This is a genomic window from Paludibacterium paludis (genome assembly GCF_018802605.1).
Taxonomy (GTDB): domain Bacteria; phylum Pseudomonadota; class Gammaproteobacteria; order Burkholderiales; family Chromobacteriaceae; genus Paludibacterium; species Paludibacterium paludis.
The window spans coordinates 3,061,835-3,084,392 of record NZ_CP069161.1; the positions used below are offsets into that span (position 1 = coordinate 3,061,835).

Genomic DNA, 22,558 nt, shown 5'->3' on the forward strand with positions numbered 1-22,558 from the left:
CGCTCTCCCCGGGCGGTTCAGAGCGCCAGCAGACTGACGACGCGGTAACGGCTGATGCCGATCAGCGCGGGCACCGCCTGGGCCAGCGCGGAGAAATTCCCCGGCTGATTCAGCGCCGCGGCGAAATCGCCGACAAAGCTTTGCGCCCAGACATCCTCGTTGGCGCGCGCCAACTGCGCGATGGCCGCATCGGTTTGCAGCATGGCCCGCCTGAGCGACTGGCGCACCTGAGTGATCTTGTCGAGCGCCTCGATCACGTCCCGCAGGCTACGGCGGATCGCGGCATGGTCGGCGACGTCCCAGCGCTCGGGCTGCAGCGCCGGGCGCTCGGTGTCGAGGCGCACCCGGTTGGGCTGACCCGCCGGAAAAATATTGCCGCCGCCGCGCAGCGACAGCCGGTCCTTGATGACGTTCCAGTCGTTTTCCGCGACTTCGAAGGCCAGCCGGCCCTCGTCGTCCTGCAAAGCGCGGATACCGGCGCGCGCCAGCGCCTGATTGAAGCGGGCCAGCACCTCGCGCTCGTCGGCGCCGGGCGGAATCGTCACCGGCAGCGCCGGCGAGCCGGACTGGCCGGTGAAAAAGGTCAGCGTCTCGCCCTTGCCGGACACCAGGGCGGCCATGTCCAGGCCGCGGATGCGGAAGCGCTGCCGCGCGCCCCCTTCAGTCGCCAGGCGCAGCTGGTCATCGATGGTGCCGGCCGAGCGGGTCGTCCGCTCCTTCCACTCTTCGGCGACGGCCGACAGGCTTTCGGAGAGGTTTTCCGGGTTGACGCGCCGCTGCGTCAATTCCTGGCTGAGGTTCGCCTTGAGCTCCTCCAGATGGCGCGCGAGCGTTTCGACGTAGGCGTCGGCCTGCTGGTAGCCGGTCAGCCGCTCGTTGAGCGCGGCACTGTAACGGTACGTGCCCGGATGAGTGATGACGCGCTCAACGGCGCGCACCGGACGGCTTTGCGCGTCGCCGGTCGCGACCGGCCGCGCCGAGGACGCCGCCGGTATCGCCTCATCGCCGCCGCTGGGGCGCAGGGCATCCTGGGAAGAAATTCTCATGGCCGGCCTCCGTTCAGATCGCGTCGAACAGGGACAGGCTGCTCACCTTGCCATAGGCCTTGGTGGTGGCCTGCAATGCCAGAATGTAGGCGTTCATCGCGATATTCGCCTCGGAGTAATCCATCGCTCCGAGCTCGGTGATGATCTGCTTGTTGGCGACGCTGACGCTGCCGTGGTTGTTGGCCAGCGTCGCCAGGGTGTTCTGGGCGCTGCCCAGGCCGGCGATTTTCTGGCTCAGGCTGCGCTGCGCCTCGTCGATCCCGTCCAGCGCGCCGCTGATGACCGTGCGGGTGCCCGGGTCGTTGATGTTGACCCCGGTTTTCTGCATTTCCGACACCGCCAGATCAAGGCGGTTGAGCAGCGTGCCCATCTCGTCGACGCAGACATTCGAGGACTGGGTCACGCCGTTGCCGACCACCACCCATTGCCGATCGGTGTTGCCGGCGTAGCTGTAGCGCGAACCGAGCGGCGCGGCCGGGTCATACTTGATCGGCGCGGTTTTGGTGACGGTGCCCGAGTACAGGTAGTTGCCGCCGTCGTCGCGGGCGTTGCACTCGGCCATCAGCGAATCCCGCACCGTGACCAGCTTGCCGGCCATGGCGTTCATGTCCTCGGACGAATTGCCGCCGTCCTTGGCCCACACCATCAGGTCGCGGATATCCAGCAAGTCGTTGGTCATGCTGGTCAGCGCGGTTTCGTTCTGCGACAGCTTGGCGCGCAGCGCGGTGATGTTGGACTGGTACTGGGCGATCGCGGCTTCTTCGCGCGACATGCGCAGCAGGCGCACGCTGCCGATCGGATCCTCGGACGGCGCGAGGATGCGCTGCCCGGAGGACATCTGCTGCATCAGGTCGCTGACCTTGCCCTGGTTGTTTTGCAGCGCCATGTGCATCAGCGCGTTGAATTGGGAACTGGCGACTCGCATGGGTTTTCTCTCCGTCAGTTCATCATGGACAAGGTGCTTTCGAACAACTGTCCGGCGACCGACACCACCTTCATGTTCGACAAGTACATTTGCTGGTATTGCACGAGATTGATCGCTTCTTCGTCGCGATTCACCCCGCTGGTGGTTTTCCAGTCGGACTCCGACTGGGCGCGCACCGTGGTCGAGGTGGCGAGCGACGATTTGTTCTGGCTGCTTTGCAGGCCGACGCGGCCGATCAGCTGCGCGTAGGCGTCCGCCACCGAGGTCATGCCCAGCGCCGCCACCGGCTGCTCCTTCAGCCCCACCAGCTCGAGGAGCTTGCCGCTGTCGGCGGGCTTGGACGCGTCCGAAGAAAACCCCAGCTGGCGGAAGGTGATCGACGGATTGGCCGTCAGCATACCCTTGGGGTTGGACGGATCGTAGACGAACAGCGGTTTGCCCGGATTGCCGTCCAGATCGTAGCCGCCGCCCAGCGTGGCGTTGACGCGCGACGCAAGGTCGCTCGCCATGGTCTGGATGGTCGAGAGGGTCGGCAGCAGCACGTCGTTTTCGTAAATCGACAGACCGCCCAGCTGACCGCCGATCTGCTTGCTGTCGAGCTTGAACGTCTCGTTGGCGAATTCGACGGTCAGCGCTTGCGAACCGTCCACCTGCGAGGCCACCGTCAGGGTGCTCGACGTGGTGTTCAGCACCAGGGGCTGGCCGTTTTTCAGGGTGATATTGACCGTGGCGCCGATATCGCCGATCACCTGGATGTCCACCAGCGAAGCGAGCTGGTCGACCTTGCGGTCGCGCTCGTCGAGCAGTCCGGAAGGACTGCCGCCGCGCGCGGCGGCCAGGGCGATCTGCTTGTTCAGTTCGGCGATGTTGCCGGTCAGGGTATTGACCTGGGCGACCGAGACGCGGCGCTGCTCCTGCACGGTGTTGCGCTGCTGCCCCATCACCCGGGCCTGGTAATTGAAACGCTGGCCGAGCGCCTGGGCCTGGTCGATGACCTGCTGGCGCAAGGGCTGCGAGGTGACCTCGGTGGTCACCGCGTTGACCGCCTTGAAGAAATTGTCGATGCCGCCGGCGAGGCTGCTGCCCTCGTCGCCCATGACCTTTTCCAGCTGAGTCATGTAAGGCTGCTGCGAGTCGAACCCGCCCTTGAGGGTCGAGGACTGCCACAGCTGCAGGGTCTTGTAGGTGTCCGTCATGCGGCGGATCGAGGTCACTTCGACGCCGCTGCCGGCATTGAGCCCGGCGGCCGCCATCGGCGACACGGCGTTGAGCACCACCGACTGCCGCGAATACCCTTCGGTCAGCTGGTTGGAGATGTTCTGGCTGGTGGCCGACAGGCCCGCCTGGGCGGCGACCGCGCCGCTTAGCGCGTTACTGATGATGGACATGGTCAGGATCCGGAGTGCTCTTGCGTATTGGATGCGACCGCCGGCCCGTCGGCATTAACGTGAATATTACCATCGGCAGGCGGTCTCAACTGGTGGACGATCGCGTTGGCGATGCCGAAGGCATGCTGGCGCGACAGCACTTCGGACAACTGCTGGTCGGCCCAGTCGAGCATTTCCTCGCCGGTCTGGCCGTGGAACAGGCTGTCCGACCCATTGAGCGTCTGGTTGCTCTTGCGCATTTCGCGCAGGAGCTGCTGGATGAACATGGCCTCGAAGTCCTCCGAGGCGCGCTTGAGTTTCGTGTCGGTGTCGGACGCCGGCGCGACGGCTCCGGGCAAATCGCGCTCGGCCGTCGGCGCGCCCTCATTGCGCGCGGTGCTGCGGGACAACTCCATAGCCACTCCCCGTGTCAGATGACGACCAGTTCGCCGTCGATCGCCCCCGCCTGGTCCAGCGCCTGCAGGATGGCCATGATGTCGTCGGGCGTCGCGCCGACCCGGTTGAGGGTGTTGATGATGGTCTGCAGGCTGGCGCCGGCGGGCCAGTTGAAGGTGCGCGCCCCGCTCTGGTCGACGTTGACCTGCGATTGCGGCACCACCGCGGTGCGCCCGCCCGACAGAGGGCCCGGCTGGCTCACCGCCGGCGTTTCGGTGATCGTCACCTTGAGCGCGCCGTGCGACACGGCGGCCGCGCGCACGGTCACGCCGCTGCTGATCACCACGGTGCCGGTGCGCGAATTGAAAATCACCTTGGGCATGTCGGCGCCGACCGCGACGTTGAGATTCTCCAGCTCGGCGACGAAGGCCACGCGCGCGGTCGGATCGGCCGGCGCGCGCACCTCGATGGAGGTGGCGTCGCCGGTCGAGGCGATGCGGCCGAAGCGGCGGTTGATCGTCTTGACGATATTGGTGGCGGTCTGAAAGTTCGGACGGCGCAGGCTCAGGCGCACGGTGGGCCGCGAGCTGAAGTCCGTCTCGATTTCCTGTTCGATCGTCGCGCCGTTGGGAATGCGGCCCGCGGTCGGGGTGTTCACCGTGACGCTAGAACCGCTGTTGCCCTGGGCGGACACGCCGCCGACCACCACGCTGCCTTGCGCCAGCGCATAGGTTTCGCCATCGGCGGCCTTCAATTGGGTGAGCAGCAGCACGCCGCCGCGCAGGCTCTTGGCGTCGCCCAGCGACGACACCGTCACGTCGATGGTCTGGCCCTTGCGGTAGCCGGGCGGCAGCGCGGCGCTGACCATCACCGTCGCGGTGTTCTTCACCTTGACGTCGGTTTTCTCCGGCATTTTCACGCCGAACTGCTTGAGCATATTTTCCACCGACTGTCCGGCGAACTTCACCTGCGACTTGTCGCCCGAGCCGTTGAGGCCGACCACGAGGCCGTAGCCGACCAGCTGGTTTTCGCGGATGCCCTCGACGCTCACCATGGTGCGCAATGGCTGCGCCGCGGCCGGCGGCAGGGAAAACGGCAAGACAAGCGCGGCGGCGAGCACGGCACGGTAGAGCATCGGAAGCATCCTCAGAACGGCATCCAGGGGCTGTTGAACAAACGGGTCAGCCAGCCGGCGGAGTTGGCGTCGGCAAGCGAACCCTTGCCGGTATAGGAAATGGTGGCGTTGGCGATGCGCTGCGAGGAGATGCGGTTGTCGGTGCCGATGTCTTCTTCGCGCACATATCCGGACAGGGTGATGAATTCATCATCCTGATTGAGATTGAGTTTTTTCTGGCCCTTGATCATCAACAGGCCGTTGGGCAGCACCTTGTGCACCACCACGGTGATCGAGCCGGACAGCGCGTTCTGCTGGGTGCTCGACGAATTGCCGGCGAAATTGCGCTTGGCGTCCACCCCCATCTCGGTGGCCATGGCCGCGCCGCCGAGGATCACCGCCGGCTTGGCGGTAATGCCGGAGTTCTTGTCGAAACGGGTGTTGGCCTGCTTGGTCGCCTGGGTGCTTTCCTGCAATACCACGGTCAGCACGTCGCCAGCGCGCGTCGCGCGCCGGTCGGCCACAAGGTTCAGCCCCTGCGAGGGGCGGAACACGCCGCCGCCCGTGCCGCGCAGCTTGCCCGACTCGATATCCGGCAGGGCATTGTCGACAGCGGGAGGCATGGGCGGTACCACCGAGCACCCCGCGAGCAGCACAAGACCGAGAGCGGCGAGACGTTTCATCAGCGCACGGCCTGCGACAGGTACTGCATCATGTTGTCGGACGCGGTCAATACCTTGGCGTTCATTTCATAGGTGCGCTGGGCGGAGATCATGTCGACCATTTCCTCCACCACCTGCACGTTGGAACCTTCCAGCGCGCCCTGCTTGACCTTGCCCAGCGCGTCCTCGCCCGGCACGCCGACCGTGGCCGGACCGCTCGCGTCGGTTTCCTTGTACAGGTTGTCGCCCAGCGCCATCAGGCCGGTCGGATTGACGAAATTGGCGAGCGTCAGCTGGCCGAGTTCGGTTTGCGAGCCCTGCCCGGCGACCGTCGCCGAGACCGTGCCGTTTTCGGAGATGCTGATCTTGGTGGCATTGGCCGGGACGGTGATTTCCGGCACCAGCGGCAGGCCCTGGGCATTCACCAGCCGCCCTTCGGCATTGATCTCCAGCTGGCCGGCGCGCGTGTAGCCGGTCTCGCCGTCGCTCATCTGCACCTGCAGGAAACCGTTGCCGATGATGGCGACGTCCAGTGTCTGGCCGGTGGTCATGATATTGCCGCCGGTGAAGATCTTCTGCGTGCCCAGCAGGCGGGTACCGTTGCCCAGCTGCACGCCGATCGGCGCGAGGTTGTTGTCGTCGAGCTTGGCGCCCGGCTGGCGTTCGACCTGGTAGAAAAGGTCCTCGAACACCATGCGGTCGCGCTTGAAGCCCACGGTGTTGGCGTTGGCCAGGTTGTTGGCGATCGCCGTCAGTTTGGCATCCTGGGCCTGGATGCCGGTCTTGCTGATCCACATTGCCGGATTCATGGGCGTCTTCTTTCGTTCTCAGTGTTCGGTCACGCGCGCATCAGGCGGTTGCCGGCATCGGCCAGGTCATCCGCCGAACGCAGGAGTTTCATCTGCATTTCGAAACTGCGGTTGAGCGACATGGTCGCGACCATCTCCTCCACCGCGGACACATTGCTCGCCTCCAGGTGACCGGAGGCCACTTCGAGGTCATCGCCCGCGTCGGCGTTGCGACCATCGCGCCGCACCAGGAGACCAGCCTCGTTCTTGGTCGCCTCGCCGGCCGGCAGCGTCACCGTCTTGAGGCGATCCACGTCCTGCAGCTCGGTTTCGCCGGCCGGCAGGATCGCGATGGTGCCGTTCGCGGAGATTTCCACCTTGGCGAACGGCGGCAGGGTGATCGCGCCGCCGGCGCCCAGCACCGGGTGCCCGTTGAGCAGCAGCGCGCCGTCGCGGTCGACGACCAGGCTGCCCGCGCGGGTGTAGGCTTCCTTGCCGGCGATTTCCACCGCGAAGTAGCCGTCGCCCTTGATGGCGACATCCAGCTCGCGGCCGGTGGCGGTCAGCGTGCCGGCTCGCCCGTCCACGGCATTGGCCTGCAGCGAGGGCATGTGGCGCGAATCATAGCCGTAGCCCTTCACCGCCTGGCTGTCGGCCATTTCGATGTCGGCGCGAAAACCGCGCGTCTCGACGTTGGCGATATTGTTCGCATGCACCTGCTGGGCATGCAGGGCGCGGTTCGCGCCGCTCATCGCGGTGTAGATCAGTGCATCCATCGAGCCTTATCCTCAGATCGCCTGCATCAGAGCCTGCATCATCTGGTTTTCCGTGGAGATCACCTTGGTGTTGGCCTGATAAGTGCGCTGCGACGCCATCAGGTTGACCAGTTCCGAGGTCATGTCCACGTTCGACTGTTCCAGCGAGCCGGCGACAATCTTGCCGGCGAGTCCCGTGCCCGGGCGGTTGAGCACCGCGGCGCCGGAGGCCGGGCTTTCGAGCCAGCTGGTATTGTTGGTTTGCACCAGGCCGTTCTCGTTGATGAAGGAGGCCAGGGCCAGCGTGCCGCACGGCTGTTTCTGACCGTTGCTGTAGGTGGCGCTGATCTCGCCGTTGTCCTCGATCTTCACCCCGGTCATCAGGCCGGAGGCGTAGCCGTTGGCGCTGTTGACCGCCGTGGACGGCTCGCCGGCGAAGCTGGTGGTGCCGGCATAATTGAAATTCAGGCTCAGCGCGGCGGCGCCCGGAGGCGTGCCGCAGTTGATCGTCGCGCCCGGCGCGGAGGTCATCTTGCCGAAGGTGTCGAAGGTCAGCGTGGTGGTGGTCGGCAGCGTCGCGCCGTCGAACACGTAGTTCACCGTCACCGCGTTGGCGGCGGATTTCACGAAATACTGGGTCAGGTTATGCACATTGCCCAGCGAATCGAACACGGTGGTGACCATCGACGAGTTGTAGGAGGTCTGGTCGTTCTTGTTGAAGGTCGCGGTGGCCGGCGCGGTCCAGCCGGCCGACATGTTGGCGACGTAGTTCACCGTATCGGACGCCTTGGCGGCGATCTGGCCTTGCGGCACCTTCAGGTCGCCGAACGCGCCAAGCGCCGCGGCGCCGGCCGCGCCCGCCGTGGAGGGGCCATAGCCCTGCACGCGGCGGCCGAGGCTGTCGATCACGTTGCCGTCCTTGTCCGTCCCGAAAATCCCCACCCGGGTGTAGGCGGTGTTGCCGCTGGAATCCTTGGTGATGAAAAAGCCCTGGCCTTCGATGGCCACATCCATCGGACGCCCGGTGGAGGTCACGCCGCCGCCCCGGCTGATGCTCTGGGTGGTGGAGGACGCCTGCGAACCGGTCGGCTGCGCGCCGGCATACGTCGACGCGAAGTTGGTGCGGCTGGACTTGAAGCCGTAGGTGCCGCTGTTGGCGATGTTGTTGCTGATGCCGGTCAGCTGGCTGTTGACGGCGTTGATGCCGGACAAGGCGATTTCAAAACTCATGGCAGGCTCTTTCTCGTCGATTCACGGGTTCAGGCTGTCGCCCCGGACTTGCGGTTGAATTGGGAAATGCTGGCGAAGCCCACTTCGCCGACATTCGAGACTTTGACCAGCGGGCCGCCGCCGGACAGCGGCACGCGCACCGATTCGATGACGCCGGCGACTTCGACGGAGGGTTTTTCCTTGGTGTCGGTCACCGTTTCGATCTTGTAGCGCCCCGGCGCGAGACCGAGCTTCGCCGGATCGACGGTGATGTCGAACGCGCCGGCGGCGTGACGGCCCAGCGAAACCGGGTGCGCCTGGCCGTCTTCGCCGATCAGGTTGAGCGTGACATCGCCCGCGGCGCTGGACAGATTGACGCGCGCCTGTACCGGGGTCTTGCCCATCTCCAGGGACTTGGCCTCGACCATCACCGGCGAGCCGACCTGACGGCCCAATTCGAGCGTCTGGAGGTTTTCCAGGAGAACGGCGTTGTTCTTGGCGATGGCGGACTGCTGCTGGGTCGCCTGCATCTGGCTCATCTGGGTCAGCTGGTTGACGAACTGCGACGCGTCGGTCGGCTCCAGCGGGTTCTGGTTCTTGATTTGCGCGACAAGCAGCGTCATGAACATATTGCTGGTCGTATCCGCGCCATTCGCGGCCGGGGCGGCGGGCAGGCCGCCCGAGCGGGTATTCGCGCCGGTCTGGCCGCCTTGCGCGGCGTTGACGTTACTCATGAACTTTCTCCCATCTTGAGCAGCTCCTGCTGCATGGTCTTGACGCGCGACAGCACTTCGAGATTGGTCTGGAAAGCGCGGGTGGCGGACATCATGTCGGTCATTTCCTCCACCTCGTTGACATTCGGGTAGTACACCATGCCCTCTTTGTCGGCGAGAGGATTGCCCGGCTCGTAGGCCTTGCGCACCGGATCGCGGCTCTTGACCACGTCGAGCACCTGGACAGCGGCGTTGCCGCTGTCCTGCATCACCGCGGCGAATACGGGTTTGCGGGCGCGATAGGCGCCCTCCTCGCTGCCGGCGACCGTGCCGGCGTTGGCCAGATTGCTGGCCACGGTATTGAGCCGGACGGTCTGGGCGGTCATCGCCGACCCGGCAATCTGGGAAATGCCCTTGAATGACATGGGAGTTATCCGGAAATGGCTTTGGCAAGACCTCTGAGCTTCATGTTCACGAAGGTCAGGCTCATCTGGAAGTCGGAGGCGTTCTGGGAAAAGGCGGCCTGTTCGACACCGATCTCGACGGTATTGCCGTCGCGCGACGGCGCATGCGGGACGCGGTACATCGTCTCTTCGCTGTCGAACATCAGACCGCCCGCGGCGTCGCCCTCGGCGGTCGCGCCGGCGAGCCGGCTTCTGAAGTCCATGTCGCGGGCCTTGTAGCCCGGAGTCGTTTCGTTGGCGATATTGGCCGCCAGAATTTCGGTGCGCTCGGCGCGCAGGCGCAGCGCTTCGGGGTGAACCCCCAGCGCCTTGTCGAAGCTGATGCCCATAAAGTTGCCTTCAAACCCGCCGTTGAGTATGATCGTTTGCACGCGAAGGCACTGCCGGCGCGGTCCCGTTTCTCCCCGAAACCCAGTCCAGTCACCGGCAATCCCACTTGACGGTGCTATCCTAATCAGCGCTCCCGCGAGCGTATACGCAACAATTACCAAACCCCATTTGGTGGTAATAATCACAGCCATGCTTCGTTTTTCGAGAGTTTTCGTCCTCGCCGCCCTCGCCCTGCCGTGCGTTTCGGCCAAGGCGGCCCCGACCCGCGACCCGGTCGACGCCGTGCGCGAGGCCATCGTCCGCCAGATCCAGCAGGAGGCGCGTTCACGCGGCTGGCAGCTCGTCAAGGTCGATGTCTCGCCCCTTGCCGACTCGCGCTTTGTCTGCAAGACGACGCCCATCGTCACCGCCGTGCCCGGCGACAATCTGCTGCGGCGCAGCGCCGACCTCGAATGCCGCGACGGATCGGGCGCTCGCGCGACCATCTGGGCGAAAGTCGCCGTCACCGCGCGCGCGGTGTCGCTCGCGGCCGATGTGCCGCCCGGCACCCCGCTCACCCCCGCCGATCTGGGCGGCGCCGACCAGGCGATCGCCACACTGGCGACCGACTATGTGATGAAACCGGAAGACGCGGTGGGATTCGCGAGCCGGCGCAGGCTCGCCAACGGACAGGTGCTGACGCGGCGACTGCTCGACCGCCCCTTCAAGGTCACGCGCGGCAGCACGGTGACGGTGGTGGTGCGCGACGCGGGCATTGAAATCGAAACCGAGGCGAACGCCATGGACAACGGCCGCGAAGGCGACACGATCCGCATCGCCAACCCGAAAAGCCGCAAGATCCTGCGCGCCCGGGTCAACGCCGACGGCACGGTGACGCCGGGCGTGTCGGAAGCGAAGCCCGGCTGAGCGCGGAGGCGACAAAGGAACAAGGCGCGGCGCGGTAGAGTCCTCAATAAGGTGCGTCGTGGCGAATATCGCTACGTGCTCCCGACGAGCTTCGTGTACGACGAGGTTGGCAACGTTGAGCTCGATCTGGACGCGCAGGTCCGGGAGATCTTCACCCACTACTTCGAGACATTCTCGCGGGTCAGATCGGCGCACCAAACCGTCCTAGCCTTTAAGAATGAGGGGATTTTGTTTCCATCCCGCGTGCGCAACGAGAAACGGACCACATCCCAGCCGCTCACCGCGTCGACGGCGCTACGCGCGCAGAACAACCCGCGCTACGCAGGCGTCCACGGTCGGCGGCACTATCGGCGTACTGTCGACGGGAAGACCGTGCAACGAAAACGCGAGCGTGATGACTGGCTTACTTGCATCTCGGACGCCCATGCGAGCTACTTCAGCAGGTAACAGTTTCAGCGTAAGCCCCTCGAGCAGTACCGTCTTGTCAGGGGCCCCTGTGTGAGGTGGCATGTCCGGCTTTGCCGGTTTTTTTCGGCACGAGATTCCAAGCCAGCAGTTCGCTGACACAGTTGACCAGGTAGCCCGCGAGCTGGTTTGCGCCGAATGCGTGCCATCCGCAGCGCATCCATTACCCATTCCCGCGTCATCCGACTGTCCATCGCCCAACCGACGATGGCGCGTGTGTACAGGTCTGAACCGCCCAGGTTTCGCGGAGGCTCCCTCACTTGAGAGAATGGAGCTATGAGCAAATCCACCAAGTTTTCCCCGGAGGTCCGCGAGCGCGCTGTGCGCATGGTCTTTGACGCTAAGGATCAGTACGAGTCGCAGTGGGCCGCGTTCGTTTCCATCGCCTCCAAGATCGGCTGCACCGCTGAAACACTGCGCCGCTGGATTCGCCAGCAAGAGCGCAATACCGGCCAGAACGATGGCCCGGCAGGCACCGAAGCCGCCCGCGTCAAAGAACTCGAGCGCGAAGTGCGCGAACTGAAGAAGGCCAACGAAATCCTTCGGCTAGCCAGCGCATTTTTCGCGCAGGCGGAGCTCGACCGCCGCTTCAAGTCGTGAGGGCCTTCATTGACACGCACCGCGACACGCTTGGGGTCGAGCCGATCTGCCGGGTCTTGCAGGTTGCCCCGTCGGCCTATCGCCGCTATGTCGCCCGGCAGCGAGACCCTGCCTTGCGCAGCCCTCGGGCCCAGCGCGACGACAGATTAATCGTCGAGATTGAGCGTGTCAGGCAGGTCAACCAGCAGGGGTATGGCGCCGACAAGGTTTGGCGTCAGCTTCGGCGCGAACACATCGCAGCGGCGCGCGGCACCGTCGAGCGGTTGATGCGGCAGCTCGGCTTGCGTGGCGTCAGCCGCGGCAAGGCGGTTCGCACCACTCGCCCCGATCCGGCGGCAGCGTGCCCGCTCGACCGGGTCAACCGGCAGTTTATCGCGGAACGACCAAACCAGCTATGGGTCTCGGACTTCACCTATGTGTCGACCTGGCAGGGTTTCGTCTACGTCGCTTTCGTTGTTGACGTCTTCGCCCGCTTTATCGTTGGCTGGCGCGTCAGTCGCAGCATGCACACCGAGTTTGTGCTCGACGCGCTGGAGCAGGCGCTGTGGGCGAGGCAGCCGAGTCGCGACGCTTTGATCCATCATAGCGATCGCGGCTCGCAATACGTCTCGATCCGCTACAGCGAACGGCTGGCCGAGGCGGGCATCGAGCCCTCAGTCGGTAGCACGGGCGATAGCTACGACAACGCGCTGGCGGAGACGATCAATGGCTTGTACAAGGCGGAAGTCATTCACCGGCACGGGCCGTGGAAGAGTCTGGAGGCGGTGGAACTGGCGACGCTGGAATGGGTGGCGTGGTTTAATCACCACCGCTTGCTGGCGCCGATCGGTTACATTCCACCGGCGGAGGCAGAAGCAAACTACTATCGCAGTCTGAGCGAGCAGGCCATGCAGGTCTGACTCACACAAAACAGCCTCCGCGAAACCCGGGGCGGTTCAAAGCGAGACTAGCCATGACAGTGCGTCGCCATGAACTGACCAATGAAGAATGGGCGGTGCTGAAGCCCGTCTTGCCCCATAGACTAACGGCTGGCCGCCGCAACCACGATCACCGCGCCATCGTGAACGGCATTATGTTTCGTCTTGAGACCGGCGTGCCATGGCGTGACTTGCCGGAGTGCCACGGTCAGTGGAAAACGGTGTATTCGCGTTTCCGACGATGGACGCGCTCAGGGGTATGGTACCGGGTAGGGGAAGTGTTGCAGCGTGACCTGGATGGCTTTGACGGGATCAATGGGTCGCTCTGGTGTATCGACGGTTCGAACGTCCGCGCGCATAAAGCCGCGGCTGGGGCGAAAAAAAAAACGCACCGGCGAATGAGCCTACCGATCACGCTTTGGGACGCCGTAGAGGGGGATGGGGAACCAAGCTCCCTATCGTCACCGATGGTGCCGGCTTGCCGCTGAAGGTGAGGCTCAGCCCCGGCCAGTCTCATGAGTCCCGGTATTTTGAACTCTTGCTTGAGGCCATCCGGATTGGCCGTCGGAGCGGAACGGTACGGCAACGACCGCAAAGGGTGGCGGGTGATAAGGGGTACAGCCATCGACGGATTGGTCAATGGCGGCGTAAGCGGGGAATACCGGCCGTCATTCCCGAGCGTAAAGACAGAGAGCCCACCGTCGGGGCCGACCGCCCAAGTTCGAACGGGAACAGTGTAGGCGGCGCAACGTGATCGAACGCTGTCTTGGCTGGCTCAAAGAAGCGCGCGCCGTAGCGACACGCTACGAAAAACTGGCGCTACATTATTTGGCGAGCATTCACATTGCCATGATACGACGATATTTGAGGGCCTTAGCAAACAGAGCCTACTTGCTTGGGCTGACAGCAAACGATGCCATCCGATCCCGGATTATCGACAGCAAGCTCGTCGACATTGCGCTGTACGACGCGGATTACCGCAAGGGGCAGGAAAGCCGACAGCAAAGGGAACGGTTGAGCAACAAACAGAAGAAGTACGCGGAAATGGGGGCGTTGGGCTACGACACGCCCGGCTGACAAGGACGCGCCTAGCGGGCGCGCGCCATGTCGCGGATGCGGGCCACGGTGGCCATCAGTTTGTCCGCATAGGCCGGGTCGGTCGCGTAACCGGCGCGCGCGAGGCCGCGCGCGAACGCTCCGGCGTCCGAACCGGCGCCCAGCGCGCCGCGGTAGCGCGGATTGGCGCCAAGAAAACGCGCATAATCGTCGAAGCCCTCGGCAAGACTGCCGTAGGCTCTAAAACGCGCGGACGTGGCGTAATCGCCTCCCGCCCCGTGCTCGCGCGTCGCGGCGAGCTCCGAGTCGCCCTGCCAACCGGCGTCGGCCTTGATGCCGAACAGGTTGTAACGGTTCTTGCCGTCCCTGTCGCGCAGGGGCTTGCCGCCCCAGCCCGATTCGAGCGCGGCGTGCGCGGCGATGATGTCGGCCGCCACACCGAGACGCCGTCCGGCGTCGCGCGCGAAGGGCATGATCTGGTCGAGAAACGCCCGGGCATCCTCGGGCAGCGCGCCCGCCGCGCCGGTGGACGGCGCCTGCCCCGCCCGGAGCATCGCGGCGCGCGCTTCGGGACTCAGTCCGGAGGCGGCCCCGCCCCACCCTTCCCCGCTCGTGATGAAACGTTCGACATCCTGCCGGGTCTCGCGCATCAGCGCGCCGAAGCCGGCCCCGCCGCCGTCCTGCGGCAGCGGCGGAAACTCGCGGGCGGAAACCACGTCGTTGCCAAGCGCGGGAAAATCGATCATCGGGTCACCATTGGGGACTGTAGGTATCGGCGCCATCGCCGTGCATGGCGCGAAGCATCACTTCCTGCTGCATCGACATCAGTTCGCCGTTGCGCAGGTTGAGCGAACGGCAATGCTCGACGCGCGCCTGCAGGGCGCGCCAGGCGGCCTGGCAGGACGCCGCGAGTTTTGCCGGAAGCATCGCGAAAAAGGCCGGCATCGCCGTTTCGCCGCCGGAACCGGTCAGGACGGTCAGCAGACGGCTGCGTTCGCGCCGGCGGATGTCGAGCGCCTCGCACAGGACGAGGACGGCATCGCCCGCCTCGCCGATACGGGAAGCGTCGTGCGACAGGGCGGCGCGGTACTGCTCTTCGAGCAGCGTCTCGAGCCGCCGGTAATCGTCAAGATCGGCCTGGATGCCGAGCACCAGGCGCTTGAGGGAATCGGAGGCGCTCACCGCCGCCCCTCGTGAAAACGCCGGATCGCGCCGGCGAGGCGCTCCGGGTCCATGCGCACTTCGCCGCGCGCGAGTGCGGCCTTGACGTCGGCCACGCGCGCCAAGTCAACGTCGGGCATGGCGGCCAGCGCTTCGCGCGCGGGCGCCAGGCGTTCCGACGACAGGGCGGGCGCGACCGGCGAGACGGCGGCAGGCGCGCCACCCGCGGCCGTTTCCTGGACGACCCGTCCCGCCGGATCGATGGTTTGCCGTGTCTGTCGGCTGACGCGCATGGTCTCCCCCTTGTCGGTATTCAAATCAATCATGTCAATACCACAATAAGGACGACTGGCAGGAGCATTTACTTAAATAATCCCGCAAAGTTTTTCAGAAATGATCCGGCAGCATTTTAAGAATGACTATGCGCCTGTTTTCCATTTCGATATACCGCCCGAAAATCAGTTCTTTCAGAATCCGGGCGACCATTTCTCTGGAAGAACCGATCCGGTCGGCGATTTCCTGCTGCGTCAACGGCGTATCGAGCAACGTGCGACCGCCCTCCTCGACCAGCATGCCGTTGAAAAGAATGCGGATCCGTCCATATACGTCGAGCAGGGCCAGATGCTTGGCGGCGGTGGCGAAATAGCGCACCATGCCAACCAGTTTCATCATTACTCTGTCTTTGACTAAATCATTTGGAATGCCGGTCTGATTGCCGAAGGCATCGGCCAGATCGGCTTGGCGCAGCATGATGAGCTGGCACTCCTCTTCCGCCCGGGTCGTCCAGGCGCAAGGGCCGCCATCGAGGAATGTCACCTCGCCCAGGGCATCGCCCGGACGGTTGAACATGAAAACGAACTTCTTGCCGCCGGCCTCCCCGCTATAGGAGCGGGTCGAGCCGCGGATCAGGATGTAAAGGGCGGAAACCACTTCGCCCTCGGCGAAGAGCACCTGATCCTTTGTCAGGGTAAACGGGACGGCCAGGTCGGCCAGCGCATCGAGAAGGGAATCCCCGACGCCTTCAAAAAATTCACAGTCCTTGAGCCACTGCTTTACGATACTTTTGTCCATCTTTATTGTTCCGGCACTTTTTTTGGATCGTGTTCCGTTCGAAATACTGCCCGATATCACTTCTTCGTCATTACCCCCGTTTAAAAGGGCCCCTCAGCGAAGCGCAATATCCCTGACACAAAATGCATCAGTAAAATTACGCATCGGGTTTGGGGAATAATACTATATTTTACCGATGGGCCAAACAAATTTATCAATTAACTGCCAATTGATAACTCAATCATTTATAAACAGTTGAAAGAATTTGACATATCTGCAAGGGTTAGCCGAAAAAGCGAAAGCCCGCGGGGAATGGACCGGCGGGCTTTTCACTTCAGGCGACACGGGGACGGAACGGCTCAGCGTTTTGGCGCGGGCGGCTGCCCGGCCTTGGGCAGTTCCGTGCGCAGCGATTCCATGCTGCCGCCATCGGACGGTTTGACCTCGAGAGTGCGGATCGGCGGCGGGTTGGCCCCCGGCATGCCGAACAGCCCGGCCACGAACGCCGCCTGACTGCGCGACAGCACCAGAAGCTCGATACGCCGGTTGATCGAGGCGTCCGGATGCGCCGGATCGTACGGCGCGCGATCCGCCATCCCCACCACTTGCAGCACATTGGCCGCCGGCATGCCGCCGTCGATCAGGTTGGCGCGCGCCGCCATGGCGCGGTTGCTCGACAAGGTCCAGTTGGAGAACGCGCTGGCGCCCTTGGCGGCGTACTGCACCGAGTCGGTGTGGCCGACCACCATGACCTGGTTCTCGATCGCGGCGAACAGCGGGCCGATCTTGTGCAAAAGCAGACGGAAACGCGGCGACGGCAGGGCGCTGCCCCGGTCGAACATGCCCTGGTTGTCGGTATCGTGCAGCATCACGCGCAGGCCGTACGGGGTGATATTGCTGTCGATGTTGCCGCCCAGCCCCGCTTCGGCGGACATTTCCTTCAGCGTCTTGGCCAGCTTCTTCAAGTCTTCGGCCGAGTCGTAATACTTGCGCTCCTCCGAGGTTTCCGCCCCGTTTTTCTGGATCGCCGAATTCATTCCGGAGTTCTTGATCTGCGACTGGGCCTGGGCCTGAATGCGGCCGGACACCGGATCGCGCGGAATCAGGCTGCCCGGCGGGTTGCCCTCGTGATTCAGCACGGAGCTGCCGCCTTCCAGGGCGGGATTGCCGAACGAGGTGCGCAGCAGGGTTTCCGCCTGCTCCTGGTTGCGCGCGGCCAGCACCCACAGCACCAGAAAGAGGCACATCAGCGCAAGGCAGAAGTCCGCGAAGGCCACTTTCCAGGCACCGCCGTGCCCTTCTTCGTCATGCTTGCGCGAGACGCGCTTGATGACGGCTTCTTCGTGCTCTTTCTTCAGTGCCATCAATATTCGCCCTGCAGGGTATCGATCCAGGTTTCAAGCACCGCGAAGCTCGGCTTGACATTGAGTTTGACCAGGCGCCGCCCGGCGTCGATCGCCAGCAGCGCGGGCTTGCCCGAAACGTGGGTGATCAGCACCACCTTCACGCACTCGAGCGTGGACAATTCGTCCTTCACCTGCTGGGCCATCATGTTGCTCAGGGGGTCCATCACGCCATAGCAAAAGAAAATCCCGATGAAGGTACCGACCATCGCGGCGGCCACCTTCTCGCTGATCTCGGCCGCGGACGCGCCGGAGCTGACCGTGTTCATCGCCATCACGATACCCAGCACCGCCGCCAGAATACCGAAGCCCGGCATCGCCTCGGCGATCTTGTGCAGGGACTTGGACGGCTGGCCCATTTCGGTGTGGATCGCCTCGAGCTCCTGCTCGAGCACGCCTTCCAGTTCATGGGCATTGATCTTGCCCATCGCCATCAGGCGGAAGTTGTCGACGATGAAGGCCAGCAGCTTGGGTTCCTTGAGGATCAGCGGATAGCGCTGGAACACCTTGCTCTCGCGCGGTGCCTCGACGTGCTGGTCGAGCGCCTTGAGGCCCTGCCCCGCGATCATCAACAGCTCGTACATCAGCAACAGCAGCTGGCGCTGGAACTCCGAGTCGCGCTTCTTGCCCATGAGCGCCTTGCGCAATTGCGCCAGCATTTCGTTGAGCACGTGGCGCGGGTTGCCCAGAATGATGGCGCCAAGCGCGGCCCCCACGATGATCAGCAGCTCGATGGGCTGCCAGATCACGTGCATGGCGCCGCCGTTGAGCAAGAAGCCGCCGAACACACACCCCAGTACGACCGCGATACCGATTATCTGCTGCATTTATCCCTACCCCGCGGTATGTCCGCTTGCAAAAAGACTTTCATTTTCTCGAGCGCCTTGCGGTTGATCTGGCAAATCCTCGCCTCGGTCAACTCCAGCACTAGAGCGATTTCCTTCAAACTCAGCTCGTATTCGTAATACAGCTGAATCACCAATTGCTCGCGCTCGTCCAGCACCATCACGGCCTGCTCGAGACTGCGGCGGGCGATCAGGGCCGCTTCCGGCCCCTCGGTCGTTTGCGCCCCCAGCCCGCCATACTCGTCGACAAGCACATCGAAACTCGCCATCGATTCGGCGTTATCGGCCAGCTGGTAGGCCTGCCAGGCCTCGGCGTCCATACCGAGCGCCGCCATCGCTTCGGCGTCGGAGGGCTCGCGGCCGAGCCGGCGCATCAGCTCGCGCAGCGCGTCGCGCACACGGTGGGCATCCTGGCGCACCGTGCGCGGCCGCCAGTCGAGGCGGCGCAATTCATCGAGGATCGCGCCGCGGATGCGCAAGGCGGCGAAACCGCCAAAACGCTCATCCGGTTCGCCATACCGGCGCAGGCATTCGAGCAGCGCCATCAGGCCGATCTGCTCCATGTCCTCGCGATCGAGCACCGCGCCGGCCTGGGACGACAGTTGCCGCGCGATCCGCTTGACCAGCGGCGCGTATGAGACCAGGTGGCGGGCCTCGCCGGCCATGCCGGCCGGCGTGTCCATCTCCAGAATGTCGGCGTAGGACACGGCTTACTCGATAATCAGGCGACCGACCATGACATCGAGGAAGGGACGTTCCTGCGCATCGCGCGCGTAGGCCGCGGCGTACGCCTCGCCCAGCACCTTGCGGTACTGTTCGACGGTCAGTTGGCCCGCGCGCCCGGTGGTCAGCACCGACAGGGTCGACACCGTCAGACTGCGCAGATAGGGCAACTGCTCCTTGACCTTCTTCTCGCCTTCCTCGGTGGTGCGGAACACCAGATCCGTGGACAGATAATGCGAGGCCGGACCGCCGTTGTCGTCACGCAGCATGATGATCACCTTGTCCAAGGTGACATAGCGGAACTCCTTGCCCTCGACGCGCGGCGCTTCGCGCACGGCATGCGCCGGCGCCTTGTCCTGGTTGCGGTAACTCATGAAATACCAGGCTCCGCCTCCCGCTCCGGCTCCGATCAACAGACCCAACACCACCATCAGCAGCGCGCTTTTATTCAACACGTCACACCTTTCTTATTTTGAAACTCGACACGGCGCTCAGACACGCACCAGATAGGCGCGGTCGCCGCGCTCGTCCCCGGCCTGCGCGATCTCGCTGGCGGCGGCCGGCGGCGGAGCGGACGCCTCGTCCCGGGACTGGCGGCCCGAGCCGCGGCCATCGCCGGCGCCCTGATGCGCGACGGAGACGGCGACATCGGTGAATTGCCGGTTCATCAGATCGTTGCGCAGGGTATCGCTGACCGTTTGCAACTGCCGCGCGACATCGCCGTTCGAGGCGGTCAGTTGCACGACAAGGGAGCCGGCCTCGTGGCGGATGGCGATCTCGAGAGAGCCGAGCATCGGCGGGTCGAGCCGGATCACGGCATTCTGGATCGCGTGATCGGCCTGCAGGGTGACGCGCTCACCCAGCGTCGACATCAGCGCGTGCCCCCAGCGCGCCGGTGTGGCGGCGGGCAGGGCCACCGGCGCCCATTCGGCGGGCTGCGCGGCGTTCTGGCGCGGCGCGGCGCCAACGGAGCCGGCCAAAGCGGCCGGCACCGCGGCCGGCATGTCGGGAAGACCGGTGGTGTCCTTGGCCGGCGTCGGCGCGTCCTTCGCGGCGAACGACGGAATCTGAACCGCGACGGACAGGGCCTGAGGCGCCGTGGCCGGCATCTCGGAAGCGTCGCCGGAAACAGCCGGCGCGGCCGGCGCGACGGCGGACGGCGCGCCTCGGTCATTCGCGGCGGGCGTTTGCGGCAGTGGCGCGACCGGGACCTGCATCGCCATCACCGCCAGCCAGGGCGTGGCGGACGGGTCGGTACGCGGCGTCTCGCCGGGCTTCTCGTCCGCGGAGTCGCCGGCGTCCGCGGTCTTGCCCGCGCCGTCTTCCGGAACACCGGGAGCGGTTTGGCCGGCAAGCGCGTCGGGGAGGACCGGCGGCACGACGGCCGGCGGAACCTGCGCCATGATTTGCGCGAAGGGCAGCGCGGCGGAATCCGCCGCGGCCGGCTCCCCGGGCTGGGAAGGGTCGGCCGCCAACGGCGGCGTTGCGTCGCGTCCCGTCACATCCTGCCCGCCGGAGGGCATTGTCGGCATCGGTGTCATCATGTTTCGTTCAATCGTTCCAAGCGTCGATCACGGCATACGCCGAGCGCGCCTCGGCGTGCTCGCCGATATCGTTGAGGATTCCCTGCAGTCGGTCGCATTCCCCGCCCAGCTCGGCGGCGCTGCGCCGCCACAGCGCCTTGAGACGGGCAAGCTCGCGCCTCTCCGCGTCGTCGAAGCGCCCGCCCCGGGCGGCCAGAAACGCCGAAAGCCTGCCGTCGAGCAGGCTCAGCGCCGGCCAGTCCTGGCGGCGCAACGCGTCTTCGGCCTGGGCGGCCAGGCGCTCGAGGGAGGCGGAATCAGCCATGGGCCTCGCCCACACCCTGCCAGCCGCCCTTGAGCGTCGCCAAGAGAGCGCAGACCTCATCCAGAATGGCGGTATCCAGCGACAGGCTGGCGTCGTGCAGACGCCATACGCAGTAGTCGTACAATCTGGCCAGATTGGTGACCACTTCGCCGCCATTGTCGTAATCGAGCGCGCTGGACAGTCCGTTGAGGATATTGATGCATTTGGTAATGCTCTCCCCCTTCTGCTCGAAGCGGCGCGCCTCGATATGCCCCTTGGCGCGGGCCAGTTCGTCAAGAAGGCCGTCGAACAGAACCAGCACAAGCTCCACCGGCGAAGCGGTGGAGGTCTGCGCTTCCAGGTTCACGGCGTGATAGCTGGCGTAGGCTTCGTAATCCAAAATGCGGTCCTTCCCGGGTTAACACTCGCGGCTGTCAAAGGTTGTTCAGCATGTCCAGGGTCTTGGCCATGTTGTCCTGCATCGACTTGAGCCGGGTAAATTGCGCAAGGTAGCGGTTGTACGCCTGATCGTGCTGCTCGGTGATGCGTTCCTGCTCGCGGTCGATCGATTTTTGCACGCTGGTCAGGCCGTCCTGGCGCTGCTTGATGAAGCCGTTGGTCACGTTCGTCCAGGTATCGGTGTACGACGTGAAGGCATTGAGCAGGCCCGACTTGCCGTCCGCGCCGAACAGCGTCGCGTCCAGCACCGACGGATCCTGGGTCAGCGCCTTTTGCAGTTTGGTGGTGTTCAGGTTCAACTGGCCGTTGCGGTCGCTGGAGACGCCGAGCGACACCAGGCTCTGGCCGTTGAAGGCCTGACGCATCAACAGGCCAAGCTTGCTGCGCAGCCCCTGGATGGCGCTGTCACCGGCGAACGGGCCGGGCGGCACCTTGTCGGCGGGCTTGCCCGGGTCCAGCATCTTGTCGAGCGTCGACTTGAGCGTGTTGTACGCGTCCACCACGGTCTGCACGTTCTTGTTGGTGTTGGCGGTGTCGTTCGCCACCGTCACATTCATCGGCGTGTCGCCGGTTTTCATGGCGCGCGTCAGCGTCAGCGCCACGCCGGTGATACCGGTGAAGTTGTTCGAACCTTGCTGCATGCGCAGGCCGCTGCCCTGCGCGCCCAGCCAGATCACCGCGTCATCGGCGGCGGACAGCGTGGTCGGCGCGCCCAGGGAGGCGGCCAGCGCGCTGTCGTTAAGCTTGCTCGTGTCGATGCTGATCCGCTGGTCCGCGCCGGTTTGCTGGCTGGTCAGCATCAATTGCGTCTTGCCGCCGACCGAAACCAGCACCGCGCTGACCAGCGAGGTGTTTTGCGGATTGCTGTTGATCGCGCGCGCCAGTTCATCCGGCGTCACGGTGCCGTCGCCGTTGCCGTCGGCGCGGGACAGGTCGATGGAGAACGACTTGCCGCCGGCCAGCTTGACCTCGAAGGATCCGGCGCCCGGCGCCACGCCGCCGATGTTGGAGTACGCCATCTGGCTCGCTGTGGCGATCTTTTCAACGAAAAGGGAGTAGCTGCCCGACGCGGCCTTGGCGGTCGCGCTGGCCGTGGCGATGCCTTCGCGGTCGAAGGTCACGGTACGCGCCACCGCGGATTTTTTCAGTGACATGCCGTTCGCCGCCGAACGGAAGTCCTGGATCGCCTTTTGCAATTGCGCCAGGCCGTCGCGCTGCGCTTTGGCATCGCTCTGCCGCCCGGTCACACGCTTTTGCGCCAGGAAGGTGAAGTTGTCGGCCAGTTGCGTCGCATACTGCGCCGGATTGATATCGGAAATCGCCATGTCGCCCTCCGTAGAATCCGAATAGTCAGAAGATAAAGAGCGACCGTGGCGC

The 22,558-nt window shown here is 64.6% G+C and carries 30 protein-coding genes and 1 other annotated feature; of the genes, 6 read left to right on the forward strand and 24 right to left on the reverse strand.

The window, feature by feature from the left end:
• Positions 1 to 17: 17 nt before the first annotated feature.
• The 12 genes from JNO50_RS13970 to flgB are packed head-to-tail and all read right to left on the reverse strand — an operon-like array spanning position 18 to position 9,768.
• The gene (locus JNO50_RS13970; RefSeq protein WP_189530621.1) at positions 18 to 1,046 is read right to left on the reverse strand and encodes a hypothetical protein; all 1,029 of its coding nucleotides are present in this window, start codon (positions 1,044 to 1,046) and stop codon (positions 18 to 20) included.
• Between the two features lie 13 nt (positions 1,047 to 1,059).
• Complete coding sequence (flgL, locus tag JNO50_RS13975; RefSeq protein ID WP_189530619.1) at positions 1,060 to 1,971, reverse strand: flagellar hook-associated protein FlgL; 912 nt, start codon at positions 1,969 to 1,971, stop codon at positions 1,060 to 1,062.
• Between the two features lie 14 nt (positions 1,972 to 1,985).
• Positions 1,986 to 3,359 (reverse strand): flagellar hook-associated protein FlgK, encoded by a 1,374-nt coding sequence (flgK, locus tag JNO50_RS13980; protein ID WP_189530618.1) that lies wholly within the window; start codon positions 3,357 to 3,359, stop codon positions 1,986 to 1,988.
• A gap of 2 nt (positions 3,360 to 3,361) precedes the next feature.
• Positions 3,362 to 3,754, reverse strand: a complete 393-nt coding sequence (locus tag JNO50_RS13985; protein ID WP_189530616.1) for a rod-binding protein — start codon at positions 3,752 to 3,754, stop codon at positions 3,362 to 3,364.
• Positions 3,755 to 3,768: 14 nt separating this feature from the next.
• Positions 3,769 to 4,869 (reverse strand): flagellar basal body P-ring protein FlgI, encoded by a 1,101-nt coding sequence (locus JNO50_RS13990; protein WP_189530614.1) that lies wholly within the window; start codon positions 4,867 to 4,869, stop codon positions 3,769 to 3,771.
• A gap of 11 nt (positions 4,870 to 4,880) precedes the next feature.
• Positions 4,881 to 5,531 carry a flagellar basal body L-ring protein FlgH gene (gene flgH, locus JNO50_RS13995; RefSeq protein ID WP_189530612.1) on the reverse strand — a complete coding sequence of 217 codons (651 nt, stop codon included), beginning with the start codon at positions 5,529 to 5,531 and terminating at the stop codon, positions 4,881 to 4,883.
• The gene (gene flgG, locus JNO50_RS14000; protein ID WP_189530611.1) at positions 5,531 to 6,319 is read right to left on the reverse strand and encodes a flagellar basal-body rod protein FlgG; all 789 of its coding nucleotides are present in this window, start codon (positions 6,317 to 6,319) and stop codon (positions 5,531 to 5,533) included. The genes flgH and flgG overlap by 1 nt, the downstream gene beginning before the upstream one ends.
• A gap of 29 nt (positions 6,320 to 6,348) precedes the next feature.
• Complete coding sequence (locus JNO50_RS14005; protein WP_189530609.1) at positions 6,349 to 7,074, reverse strand: flagellar basal body rod protein FlgF; 726 nt, start codon at positions 7,072 to 7,074, stop codon at positions 6,349 to 6,351.
• A gap of 12 nt (positions 7,075 to 7,086) precedes the next feature.
• Positions 7,087 to 8,283 carry a flagellar hook-basal body complex protein gene (locus JNO50_RS14010; protein ID WP_189530607.1) on the reverse strand — a complete coding sequence of 399 codons (1,197 nt, stop codon included), beginning with the start codon at positions 8,281 to 8,283 and terminating at the stop codon, positions 7,087 to 7,089.
• 29 nt (positions 8,284 to 8,312) lie between these two features.
• Positions 8,313 to 8,996, reverse strand: a complete 684-nt coding sequence (locus JNO50_RS14015; protein WP_189530605.1) for a flagellar hook capping FlgD N-terminal domain-containing protein — start codon at positions 8,994 to 8,996, stop codon at positions 8,313 to 8,315.
• Positions 8,993 to 9,400 (reverse strand): flagellar basal body rod protein FlgC, encoded by a 408-nt coding sequence (gene flgC / locus JNO50_RS14020; RefSeq protein WP_189530604.1) that lies wholly within the window; start codon positions 9,398 to 9,400, stop codon positions 8,993 to 8,995. The genes JNO50_RS14015 and flgC overlap by 4 nt, the downstream gene beginning before the upstream one ends.
• A gap of 5 nt (positions 9,401 to 9,405) precedes the next feature.
• Positions 9,406 to 9,768, reverse strand: coding sequence for a flagellar basal body rod protein FlgB (gene flgB / locus JNO50_RS14025; RefSeq protein ID WP_189530602.1), 363 nt, complete (start codon positions 9,766 to 9,768; stop codon positions 9,406 to 9,408).
• A gap of 190 nt (positions 9,769 to 9,958) precedes the next feature.
• Here flgB and flgA point away from each other — a divergent pair, with 190 nt between their 5' ends.
• The 6 genes from flgA to JNO50_RS14055 all read left to right on the forward strand — a co-directional run bounded on the left by flgA (position 9,959) and on the right by JNO50_RS14055 (position 13,734).
• The gene (gene flgA / locus JNO50_RS14030; protein WP_189530600.1) at positions 9,959 to 10,675 is read left to right on the forward strand and encodes a flagellar basal body P-ring formation chaperone FlgA; all 717 of its coding nucleotides are present in this window, start codon (positions 9,959 to 9,961) and stop codon (positions 10,673 to 10,675) included.
• Positions 10,676 to 10,768: 93 nt separating this feature from the next.
• Positions 10,769 to 11,122: a recombinase family protein gene (locus tag JNO50_RS14035; RefSeq protein ID WP_189530598.1), complete on the forward strand. Its 354-nt coding sequence runs from the start codon at positions 10,769 to 10,771 to the stop codon at positions 11,120 to 11,122.
• Positions 11,123 to 11,416: 294 nt separating this feature from the next.
• Positions 11,417 to 12,639 (forward strand): IS3 family transposase gene (locus JNO50_RS14040; protein WP_373298277.1). Its coding sequence is split into 2 segments (ribosomal slippage): positions 11,417 to 11,708 and positions 11,708 to 12,639, totalling 1,224 coding nucleotides; the frame shifts between segments, so codons are not numbered across the junction.
• Positions 11,695 to 11,811 (forward strand) — a sequence feature (AL1L pseudoknot). Its footprint overlaps the gene before it by 117 nt.
• A gap of 53 nt (positions 12,640 to 12,692) precedes the next feature.
• The gene (locus tag JNO50_RS14045) at positions 12,693 to 13,145 is read left to right on the forward strand and encodes an IS5 family transposase (RefSeq protein ID WP_189530595.1); all 453 of its coding nucleotides are present in this window, start codon (positions 12,693 to 12,695) and stop codon (positions 13,143 to 13,145) included.
• A 2-nt stretch (positions 13,146 to 13,147) separates the two neighbouring features.
• Entirely contained in the window at positions 13,148 to 13,411 is a 264-nt protein-coding gene (locus JNO50_RS19295) for a transposase (RefSeq protein ID WP_373298288.1), read from the forward strand.
• Entirely contained in the window at positions 13,408 to 13,734 is a 327-nt protein-coding gene (locus JNO50_RS14055) for a transposase (RefSeq protein ID WP_229804438.1), read from the forward strand. Before JNO50_RS19295 ends, JNO50_RS14055 begins: the two co-directional genes overlap by 4 nt.
• 11 nt (positions 13,735 to 13,745) lie before the next feature.
• On the opposite strand, the gene JNO50_RS14060 is transcribed toward JNO50_RS14055, so the two are convergent.
• The 12 genes from JNO50_RS14060 to fliD all read right to left on the reverse strand — a co-directional run bounded on the left by JNO50_RS14060 (position 13,746) and on the right by fliD (position 22,506).
• A complete protein-coding gene (locus tag JNO50_RS14060; RefSeq protein ID WP_229804437.1) occupies positions 13,746 to 14,459 on the reverse strand; it encodes a glycoside hydrolase family 73 protein in 714 nt (237 codons plus the stop codon).
• A gap of 4 nt (positions 14,460 to 14,463) precedes the next feature.
• On the reverse strand, positions 14,464 to 14,895 hold the full coding sequence (gene flgN / locus JNO50_RS14065) for a flagellar protein FlgN (protein ID WP_189530585.1): 432 nt from the start codon (positions 14,893 to 14,895) through the stop codon (positions 14,464 to 14,466).
• On the reverse strand, positions 14,892 to 15,200 hold the full coding sequence (flgM, locus tag JNO50_RS14070; protein ID WP_229804431.1) for a flagellar biosynthesis anti-sigma factor FlgM: 309 nt from the start codon (positions 15,198 to 15,200) through the stop codon (positions 14,892 to 14,894). The genes flgN and flgM overlap by 4 nt, the downstream gene beginning before the upstream one ends.
• 61 nt (positions 15,201 to 15,261) lie before the next feature.
• A complete protein-coding gene (locus JNO50_RS14075) occupies positions 15,262 to 15,945 on the reverse strand; it encodes a Crp/Fnr family transcriptional regulator (RefSeq protein WP_189530583.1) in 684 nt (227 codons plus the stop codon).
• A gap of 338 nt (positions 15,946 to 16,283) precedes the next feature.
• Positions 16,284 to 17,288 (reverse strand): flagellar motor protein MotB, encoded by a 1,005-nt coding sequence (locus JNO50_RS14080; RefSeq protein WP_189530581.1) that lies wholly within the window; start codon positions 17,286 to 17,288, stop codon positions 16,284 to 16,286.
• Positions 17,288 to 18,154: a flagellar motor stator protein MotA gene (gene motA / locus JNO50_RS14085; RefSeq protein ID WP_189530579.1), complete on the reverse strand. Its 867-nt coding sequence runs from the start codon at positions 18,152 to 18,154 to the stop codon at positions 17,288 to 17,290. The genes JNO50_RS14080 and motA overlap by 1 nt, the downstream gene beginning before the upstream one ends.
• Positions 18,142 to 18,879, reverse strand: a complete 738-nt coding sequence (locus tag JNO50_RS14090; RefSeq protein ID WP_229804427.1) for a FliA/WhiG family RNA polymerase sigma factor — start codon at positions 18,877 to 18,879, stop codon at positions 18,142 to 18,144. The genes motA and JNO50_RS14090 overlap by 13 nt, the downstream gene beginning before the upstream one ends.
• Positions 18,880 to 18,882: 3 nt before the next feature.
• Positions 18,883 to 19,350 carry a flagellar basal body-associated protein FliL gene (locus tag JNO50_RS14095; RefSeq protein WP_189530577.1) on the reverse strand — a complete coding sequence of 156 codons (468 nt, stop codon included), beginning with the start codon at positions 19,348 to 19,350 and terminating at the stop codon, positions 18,883 to 18,885.
• Positions 19,351 to 19,386: 36 nt separating this feature from the next.
• The gene (locus JNO50_RS14100) at positions 19,387 to 20,439 is read right to left on the reverse strand and encodes a flagellar hook-length control protein FliK (protein WP_189530575.1); all 1,053 of its coding nucleotides are present in this window, start codon (positions 20,437 to 20,439) and stop codon (positions 19,387 to 19,389) included.
• Positions 20,440 to 20,446: 7 nt separating this feature from the next.
• On the reverse strand, positions 20,447 to 20,743 hold the full coding sequence (locus JNO50_RS14105; protein WP_189530573.1) for a hypothetical protein: 297 nt from the start codon (positions 20,741 to 20,743) through the stop codon (positions 20,447 to 20,449).
• Positions 20,736 to 21,122, reverse strand: coding sequence for a flagellar export chaperone FliS (fliS, locus tag JNO50_RS14110; protein WP_189530571.1), 387 nt, complete (start codon positions 21,120 to 21,122; stop codon positions 20,736 to 20,738). Before fliS ends, JNO50_RS14105 begins: the two co-directional genes overlap by 8 nt.
• A 34-nt stretch (positions 21,123 to 21,156) precedes the next feature.
• On the reverse strand, positions 21,157 to 22,506 hold the full coding sequence (gene fliD / locus JNO50_RS14115) for a flagellar filament capping protein FliD (protein WP_189530569.1): 1,350 nt from the start codon (positions 22,504 to 22,506) through the stop codon (positions 21,157 to 21,159).
• Positions 22,507 to 22,558: the final 52 nt, after the last annotated feature.